This is a genomic window from Streptomyces sp. NPDC104309 (assembly GCF_055584025.1).
This window is the reverse complement of record NZ_JBVJMV010000031.1, coordinates 1-7,682: the sequence shown is the minus strand read 5'-3', so window position 1 is coordinate 7,682 and position 7,682 is coordinate 1. Positions and strand designations below refer to the sequence as shown.

Below are 7,682 nucleotides of genomic sequence, written 5' to 3'. Positions count from 1 at the left end.
GGCAGCCGTAAGCGGCATCCGCCGCGGCGGCCTTGATCGAACACGAGGGCAGGTTCCTCCTGGTCGAGGCCTCACCCACCGCCAACTTCGACACGGCCCCCGTCGGATGGGAACTGCCCACCGGTCGCATTCGCGCCGGCGAGACCGTCTTCCACGGTCTCTGCCGCATCCTGGCTGAGCACTACGGCTACGAATCCGTGCAGGTCGACCGCTACCTCGGACACACCGGCCACCGCCACGAGGACAGCCACGACGCCCGCGTCTTCACCTTCGCCGTCGTCCCCGAGCAGCCCGACAGCATCTGCCGCACCGCCCACATGGGCCACCGCTGGATCGACAGCGACAGCATCCAGGGCATCGACCCCATCCTGCGGGCCTACTCGAGGACACCACCCGCTGATCAACCCACACAACGGAGCCGGGTCCTTTCGAGCCGCGCCTGTCAGGGACACGGACCGACAGGACCCGGTGACACACAAGCTACAGTCATCCGCTGCCTGTTCAGCACGGACACTCCACACCCTCGGGCACGAAGTCACCCGATAGAGGTGGCTCCCAATCCCGTTGATGATCATGGACTTGCGTCTAGTGCATCACCGCCGCGGACGGAGCAACGTGGCTCCCGAACTCGCCGATGCGGTGGCTCTCGTTCACCCCGATAAAAACACACCCAGCCCGCGGGCATACGCCTCGATCGTTCGGGGCGCCCGCCCCAAGTCGCTCCAGATCTGGAGACAGGCAGCGGCCTGGTCGTGGCGGCGAAAGACCGGCCACTTCTCTATCGGGGTCATCCTCACGCTTTCCCTCGGTCCGTGGGCACCGAGGGGCATGATCACCCCGGCTGATTCCACGTAACTTCTAGCGTGCGGAGGCGCGGCAGATCGGGCGGCAAGTCGTACATGTGTTCTACTTTACGCCGTGGAACTGAGCGCACGAGGAGGACAGCATGATCGACGCTGACCTGCTGCGATCCCTCGCCATCGACCCGTCTGACCTGGATCCCGCCCCGCCATGGACACCGCGCCGGAGCGCAGGCATCCAGCGTCGCCACAGCAGGCACCCATGCGTGCGCTGTGGCCGGCCGTCGACCGTGGCCGGGGTCGTCGAAACACCCGAGCACGGCCGGCGTTGGGTGGACCGCTGCGTGCCCTGTCTCGTCGCCACCACCCCGCGCGGCGGCCCGCAGGAGCCCCTCGCGGAGCCGCTCGCCGTGCTGCGGGAGGCGGCCCGAACGGCGGGCGTCGCCCTGCCGACTTCCGACGGGGTGTAGCCATCATGGATCGCTATCAGCTGACCCTGGCGATCGGGGCCCGGACCATCATGCGCGGCTGGTGGCCCGACCTACCGACCGCCGAACGGAAGTACCTGAACTGGATCGGCGAACGCGGCAGCGTCAACGGCGCCCAGGTCACCCTCGTTGACGAAGCGGCCGACGGGCGCGTGCTGAAATCGTGGCCGCCGGACTGACCATCGCTAGTCGTACTGTCCGTTGGGTGTACCAGGCATCTGCCTCAGGTGCGGGTAGCCACGGGTGGCTACCCGATCCAGGCAGCCGGCCGCTCCGTATGCGATCACGTCCGCCTCAGGCAAGGATCGTATTGGCGGCCGGTCGCGCCCACCGGCTCCAGCTTTCCCCCGGTGCTCCGACCGCTTCCCGGCCCAGTTGTGGGATCTCAGCGGCCACGTCATATGCGGGGGCTGTGACCTGCAGGTCTTCGGGCCGTCTCATGGCGATGGCCACGTCCCTTGTCGGGAACGTGGCCATTTCTGCCTCGACGGCCGGCACGCGAGCACTCACTCACGCGGTTGGCCGGGTGAGTCCGAAGTGTGGGCCGCGTTTCGGTGTTCAGACGGCGCGGTAGCTGTGTTCGACCTTCTGGGTGCCGCTGCGGGTCTGGTAGGAGCGGACCCAGGAGGCGTCGGTGTCCGGGTCGGTCCGGTCGGTCACGGCGTAGTAGTCCATCTGCGCGCGCTCGGCGGTGATGTCGAGGACGCCGTATCCGTGGCGCCATAGGGGCCCAGCCAGTGGGCGTGGCGGTTGGTGGCCTGGATTAGGGGCGGGAGGGCGGAGGCGTCGCCGGTCGTCTATCTCGCTGGCACGGACAGATGGGCACCACAGCGCAGCGGATTGTGGGTCCTCAGCTCGGCTCTCCTGGTGCGGCCGCAGTGCCGTCGAGCTGCAAGCCGTACTCCGTGAGGCCGCGCAGCCCCGGCGCGGCCTCCGGATTCCGGTTGGCCAGGTACAGCAGGACACGTGTGGCGCTGCCGCTGCCCGCGACGGCTCGGCGGCACAACTCGTCGACGCGACCGTTCTCCGCGAGATGGTTGACCACTTCTTCATCCGCGTACTTGTCACCCGCCGCCGCGCGGTCCGCCAGTTCGGCGAGACGGCCGGCCTTGACCAGTAGCTTGGCGAGCCGCCGGGCGTCGTACTTGTCCAGGGGCCGGGGGTCCTCCCGGAGCAGCGCCAGCAACTCCACGTCCCTGCCATGTCGTTCGAGTAGGCTGACTAGCCGCCTCCTGCCGTCGTACTCCCCTGCAGTCATGGCGTGGTGCCAGAGGGCGATCGCCTCGTCTACGCGGCCGCTCTGCTCCAGGTGATCGGACAGGTACGAGCGGGCAGGCAGATCGCCGCAGGCGGCGCGCTCCTCGATCTCGGCGATCCGTCCCTGCTCGGCAAGGGTGTACGCCACCTGATCTTGGGCACGCCAGTTCCCCGCTTCCGCGCGGGCGATCAGTTCGTCCCACCGGCCGGAGTCCACGAGCATCGATGCAACGGCAGTGTCGAGGTCGTCGTTGTGGCCGTGATCGCGCTCAAAAGCGAGCGCGACGTCAAGCGCCGCCTCTACCATGCCCAGTTCCTCGTACAGGTACATCTCCGGCCACGGTCCGTACGGCGAGGGCTTCCAGGCCGCACACACGGTCTTCGCGTAGGTGACGGCCTCCGGGTCCTCAGCGACGCGTTCCCGCCAGTGGCTGGTCAGGGAGCGCCTGGCTGCCTCCGAGCCGTTGACCGCCATGACCTCCAGCTCGTCGAGGCGGCTCGCCGCGGCGAGCAGGTCCACCAGCAGTTGCTCGCAGGTGAAGTCGTCGGGGTTCTCGGCCGACCAGGCCCGCAGCACGTGCTCGGCTTCGGCGGGGCTGGTCGCCGTGTCATCGTCGAGGAGCAGGGCGACGAGCTTGTCGCGTACGCCACGGTCCCGGCTGGCGCCGTCCCGTAGTAGGGCGAGCGCCTCGCTCCGTCGGTTGGCCATCACCAGCGCCTCGGCGGCGTTCCGTGCGGCCTCCCCGTCGCCGCCTGCTGCAAGGCGCGTCCAGATGGTGATCGCCTCGTCGTGCCGCCCGGTAGATGCCAGCGTGTCCGCGAGGGCGTCGGCAGCCCGTTCGTGGGCGTTGGCGTACGGCGACAGCAGCGCGATACGTGTGTCGTGGTCGTCCTGCACCAGGTCTCGGAGGACGTGCGTGACGAGCTCGTCGACAGCCTCCGGATGTCCCTCGGCGGCCAGTGACTCTAGCGCCGCAAAGTACTCGGCCGTGCGGCCACGGGTCCGCAGCAACCGTGCCCGATGCAGGGCTCCTTCGGCTCCGGCGGCGGCGTAGAAGGTGTCGGCGAGCTCGTACAGCAGACGCCACTGCGCGCTCCAGCCGATGCGTACCAGGTCGTGGCCGACCGATGTGGCCAGGAGCGCGCGCCAGGTGCTTTCCGGTACTGCCTCGAAGTTCCGCCTGTGGGCGCCGACATGGAGCAGGTGGTCGGCAAGGGTGTAGCCGACGATACTGCCAGGTTCGCTGCTGGCCTGGGGCGAGAGGGCCGCAGTGGCGCCGTCAACGGGTTCCGTGGCGTACTGCAGGCCGCTGTCCCACCAGGTGCCGGTGGCGCGTGCCCAGGAGGCCGAGTCGAGGTATCCGGGGGCGGCGGCGCGCAGGAAGGCGGGGGTGAGTAGCTCTGGGGCGCCGAGCCGGCGGGCATCGACGGAGGCGGTAATCAGAGCGCGGCCGTAGGCGTTGCCGTGTCGCCAGCGCCGTTCCAGGATGGGGGCGCCCGCGAGGGTCTGTACGACGCCGAAGGCCGCGACCTGCATGGCGGCGGCGATCCGTGGGTCTTCGTTGGCGATCTCCTGGGACCGTTCGCGTTCGCTGTCGCTGAACTTCTCAGCGATGTCGACGGTGACCGCGAGGGCGAGGACGTCGCGGGCTGCGCGTGCGGCGCCTCGGGGGTCGTGTCCGGTGTCGGCTCCGCCAGGGTGGTTGTGGCGGTCGTACTGGTCGGGCCACAGGGCCCCGACGACGACCGTGGGGGTATGGGGGTCGAGGAGCCGCACCAGGGTGGGGGCGGTCAGTGCGGGGTGCGCGCTGAGAAACCGGTCGAGGTCGTCGAGCCAGAGGATCAGACCGGGCGCGCCGGGCAGGGGCATCGTGGCGGTCGCCCGTGCCAGTTCCTGGAGTTCGGCCACGTCCTGCGGGCGCAGCAGCCACCAGTCGGAGAGCTCGGCGCGTACGGCTTCGTAGGCCGATCGGCTCTTTCCGGTGGACGGCTCACCGACGAGAAGGAGCATGCCGCCCACCGCCTTCATTCCCCGCAGGGTGCGGCGCAGTGCGCGGTCGTGGTCGCGTGGGATGTAGAGGGGCAGGTCGCCCGGGGCGCCGGGCACCTCGATGGCGGGCTTGACGCCGAGGTGTCGCGGGTTCCAGTCCTCGACGCGGCGCGCGCAGGGGAGGGGTGGCGACTGCGGGGGCCGGGCCGCGGGCGCGGCGTCCCGCGCCGCGTGGACGGGTAGCAGGCCGGCGGCCGGGGCAGCGGGGCTGGCGGTGGCGCCGTGAGAGAGTGCCGCTCTGGCCTGGGCGCGCAGGACCGCGTGGCCGACGGCGTCGGCCCGGCGGGCGGCCTCCGCCCGATGGACTTGCGCCCATGCCTCCTCGTCGAGGAGAGGTGTGGCCGTGCCGTCGTCGAGGATCCCGAGCGGGAGTGCGATGGCCCGCAGGGCCCGTACAACGGCCTTGAGCTTGCCGGCATCCTGCGGGAAGCGCTCCCCGCGCAGCCAGTCGCTCACCGTGGTCGGCGAGACCTTGGCCTGCCGTGCCAGGAAGCGATAGGGGGCGGCGTTGGCCAGATGTTCCGCGTGGAATGCGCCCAAGGCCTTGATCCGCGTCGTGAAGTCCTCCTCGTCGCCGCCCTGTTGTGTTGCCCGGCTCTTCTCCACCGCCTCTGCCCGCCTGTCGTGTGTGTCCCGCGTGTCCAGCGCGGTGTCCAGGGCGTTCCTGGGTGTAGCGAAGCGTACGTCCCGGACATGGGGCTTTGCCGTCCGTGTGTCCAACCGGTGGGCGGAAGGCAGCGAGACGGACGCCTGGACGCGGACTGTGTCGGCATCCGCCTCCGCCGACCGGCGTGGGGAGAATTCTGGAGGGATGCCATGAGTCAGGTCCAGTTGCTGTCGCTGCTCCTCGCGCTGTCGGTCGCGCTCAACCTCGCCTGCTGTGCGGGCTGGGCGGCGCGCCGCGCTGGGAACGGAAGGGCCCAGGCGGCCCTTGTTGCCGGCGGGGTGGCGTGCACGGTCATGACCGTGTTCTTCGCCGGGGTGTCTGCGTTTCGCTGAGCAGCCGCCCGATGGTGTCGGCTGTACGAGGAGGCACCATGCCTCTGCCTGCCCCGACCCGTAGCCTCGGTCGGCCAGCAGCGTCTCGAGGCGCCGTCGTGGTCGGCCGACGAGGCCCGCGTCAGTCGTGGCCGAAGGTCGCGAACAGGTACAGGAGCATGGACGCGGCAGTGGTATGGCCAGCCCGGTTACGCGCCCTTTCACTTCGCTCTCCGTGCTGAGTTGACGGTTTGTTCGGGCCTATCGCGGTGCACGCAGAGGTCCCGTGTGCGGGAGCCGCCATGGTGATGAACGCTCCCGCACACGGGACCGCATGGACCTTCGAGGCCAGGCGTCGGTGGAAGTGTCGACCGCGAGGTGGGTGCTCTCAGGCTTGGTGAGGGTCTCGAAGACCTTGCCGGCCAATCGGCCACGAGGTGGCCATGGGTCGTGAGGTTTGGCCACTCCGTTTGAGATCCCACACATGGGCTGTAGGGTCTCGCAGCTCGTGGCACAGGCGGTTGTTGCTGACCAGGGGCTCGGTCGTTGTCTCACGTCGATGGCGCAGCTGGCCAGTCTCACGGTCGTGACACTTCCTCAGGGCTCGATCGGCCAGATTGGTGGAACTGGAGTCTCGGCCCGCCGCATAGCGGTCTGTCCCGTCCTGTGGCTCGGCCCTCTCCTGAAACTGATCAGACGTTGGCATTGCGCCACGGAGCGGCGTGGTCTGCGAGAGTGTCGAGAATCAGCTCGCACCAGGTCACAGCTGCGTTGACCGTCAGCCGGGCATGACGGACTCCAAGCCCTGACGGTGTGCTCTCCTGGCCGTGACCACTGCCGAAGCCCTGGTTACGGAGTTCGGGAACGCCGATCGCGATGTTCACCGCCCCTGAAAGGATCTTCTTTACGGCTTTACTGCCGTCGGGCCCGTCAGGGGCCGACGCGGCGTCGAGCCTCAGCGCCTTCTGGACGGTGTTGATTAGTACTCCAGCCGTAGATCGTGATCATGGATGCGGAAACCGCTCGCCGGTAGCCTGCCCGCGTGGCTGAGACCTGGAACGAAGAGCAGTTGATCGCGGACGGCTTCGAGCGTGTGTACGCCGAGTTGGAGTGGTACGACGGACCGCGCGCCGGCCTTGCTGACATCGCCGGGAAGCCTCACTACTTCCAGAACCACGACTACGACCACGCCAACGAAGCCGATGAGTACCAGGTCTGGCCCGCCAGCGAGGCTGCGGCGGAGCTGGAACGCGAGCAGTGGGCGATCTTCGCCCAGTGGAACGAGCGCCGTGAGGCCGGCGAGGCCGGACCGGAGAGTCATCCGGACCACGGCGGGGTCGACGCCCGCTATGACGAGCTGGAGCTGCTGTTGGCGCCACACCGCCTGCCGCCCGACGACGTTCGCCAGCTTGTGGGCGAGCTGCGGTTCGTTGCCGGCGCTCGCTACCGAGTCGAGGGGCTCGACTACTGGTTTCGGTGGCGGCCGAGCAGGTGAGGTCGTCGTTGATCATTAGGTGCTGTGTGGACAACCAATGATCACGCGACGGTCTCGGACGTGAGCGTAGTGCCTGCGCGCTGGCAGGAGGCATTCGAAGGTCTGATGAGCCGGATCGCCGGCCGATTCTCTCGAGTTGAACCCCGTCGCCGGGTACGGCATCTGGTCTCCGGTCTGCTGTCGGACCTGCCGAGGAAGAACTGCTGGAACCTTGCCGAGCACGCGGGCGACGCCACTCCGGATGGCATGCAACACCTGCTGCACCGGGCGAAGTGGGACGCGGACGCGATCCGTGACGACATACGTGCTTACGTGGTCGAGCATCTGCACGACACCGAGGCGGTGCTCGTGGTCGACGAGACGGGCGATCTGAAGAAGGGCACCGCGACCGTCGGAGTCCAGCGCCAGTACACGGGAACGGCCGGCCGCGTCGAGAACGCCCAGGTCGCCGTCTACCTCGTGTACTCCGCCAATCGCGGACATGCTGCCATCGACCAGGCTCTGTATGTGCCGCGTTCATGAGGTTCCCCCGAGATGCGGAGTGTGGTGACAGAGGGTCAGATGGTTTTCATGAAAGGAACATCGACCATGGCTGCCCCCAGGAAATATTCGCT

At 68.6% G+C, this 7,682-nt stretch carries 6 protein-coding genes and 3 pseudogenes; 6 read left to right on the top strand and 3 right to left on the bottom strand.

Going from position 1 to position 7,682, the window contains the following annotated elements:
- Positions 1-29: 29 nt before the first annotated feature.
- The 3 genes and pseudogenes from ACZ68L_RS32980 to ACZ68L_RS32970 form a co-directional block, all read left to right on the top strand.
- A pseudogene (locus tag ACZ68L_RS32980) lies at positions 30-662 on the top strand (NUDIX hydrolase); the annotation flags it as partial.
- A gap of 284 nt (positions 663-946) precedes the next feature.
- A complete protein-coding gene (locus ACZ68L_RS32975; RefSeq protein WP_469584417.1) occupies positions 947-1,270 on the top strand; it encodes a hypothetical protein in 324 nt (107 codons plus the stop codon).
- A 5-nt stretch (positions 1,271-1,275) separates the two neighbouring features.
- Positions 1,276-1,467 (top strand): hypothetical protein, encoded by a 192-nt coding sequence (locus tag ACZ68L_RS32970; protein WP_469584415.1) that lies wholly within the window; start codon positions 1,276-1,278, stop codon positions 1,465-1,467.
- Between the two features lie 379 nt (positions 1,468-1,846).
- Here the strand turns inward: ACZ68L_RS32970 and ACZ68L_RS32965 are convergent.
- A pseudogene (locus tag ACZ68L_RS32965) lies at positions 1,847-2,079 on the bottom strand (alkaline phosphatase D family protein); the annotation flags it as partial.
- A gap of 59 nt (positions 2,080-2,138) precedes the next feature.
- Positions 2,139-5,201: a hypothetical protein gene (locus ACZ68L_RS32960; protein WP_469584413.1), complete on the bottom strand. Its 3,063-nt coding sequence runs from the start codon at positions 5,199-5,201 to the stop codon at positions 2,139-2,141.
- Between the two features lie 210 nt (positions 5,202-5,411).
- Between ACZ68L_RS32960 and ACZ68L_RS32955 the strand changes: the two genes are divergently transcribed.
- Positions 5,412-5,594 carry a hypothetical protein gene (locus tag ACZ68L_RS32955; protein WP_469584411.1) on the top strand — a complete coding sequence of 61 codons (183 nt, stop codon included), beginning with the start codon at positions 5,412-5,414 and terminating at the stop codon, positions 5,592-5,594.
- Between the two features lie 671 nt (positions 5,595-6,265).
- On the opposite strand, the gene ACZ68L_RS32950 is transcribed toward ACZ68L_RS32955, so the two are convergent.
- A complete protein-coding gene (locus tag ACZ68L_RS32950) occupies positions 6,266-6,553 on the bottom strand; it encodes an abortive infection family protein (RefSeq protein ID WP_469584621.1) in 288 nt (95 codons plus the stop codon).
- 62 nt (positions 6,554-6,615) lie between these two features.
- Between ACZ68L_RS32950 and ACZ68L_RS32945 the strand changes: the two genes are divergently transcribed.
- On the top strand, positions 6,616-7,068 hold the full coding sequence (locus ACZ68L_RS32945; protein ID WP_329815189.1) for a hypothetical protein: 453 nt from the start codon (positions 6,616-6,618) through the stop codon (positions 7,066-7,068).
- Positions 7,069-7,173: 105 nt separating this feature from the next.
- Positions 7,174-7,587 (top strand): annotated as a pseudogene (locus tag ACZ68L_RS32940) (IS701 family transposase); the annotation flags it as partial.
- Positions 7,588-7,682: the final 95 nt, after the last annotated feature.

Excerpts from the sequence above, each read along its gene's own strand:
- ACZ68L_RS32975 (WP_469584417.1), top strand. The coding sequence starts at position 947 with ATGATCGACGCTGACCTGCTGCGATCCCTCGCCATCGACCCGTCTGAC.
- ACZ68L_RS32970 (WP_469584415.1), top strand. The coding sequence starts at position 1,276 with ATGGATCGCTATCAGCTGACCCTGGCGATCGGGGCCCGGACCATCATG.
- ACZ68L_RS32955 (WP_469584411.1), top strand. The coding sequence starts at position 5,412 with ATGAGTCAGGTCCAGTTGCTGTCGCTGCTCCTCGCGCTGTCGGTCGCG.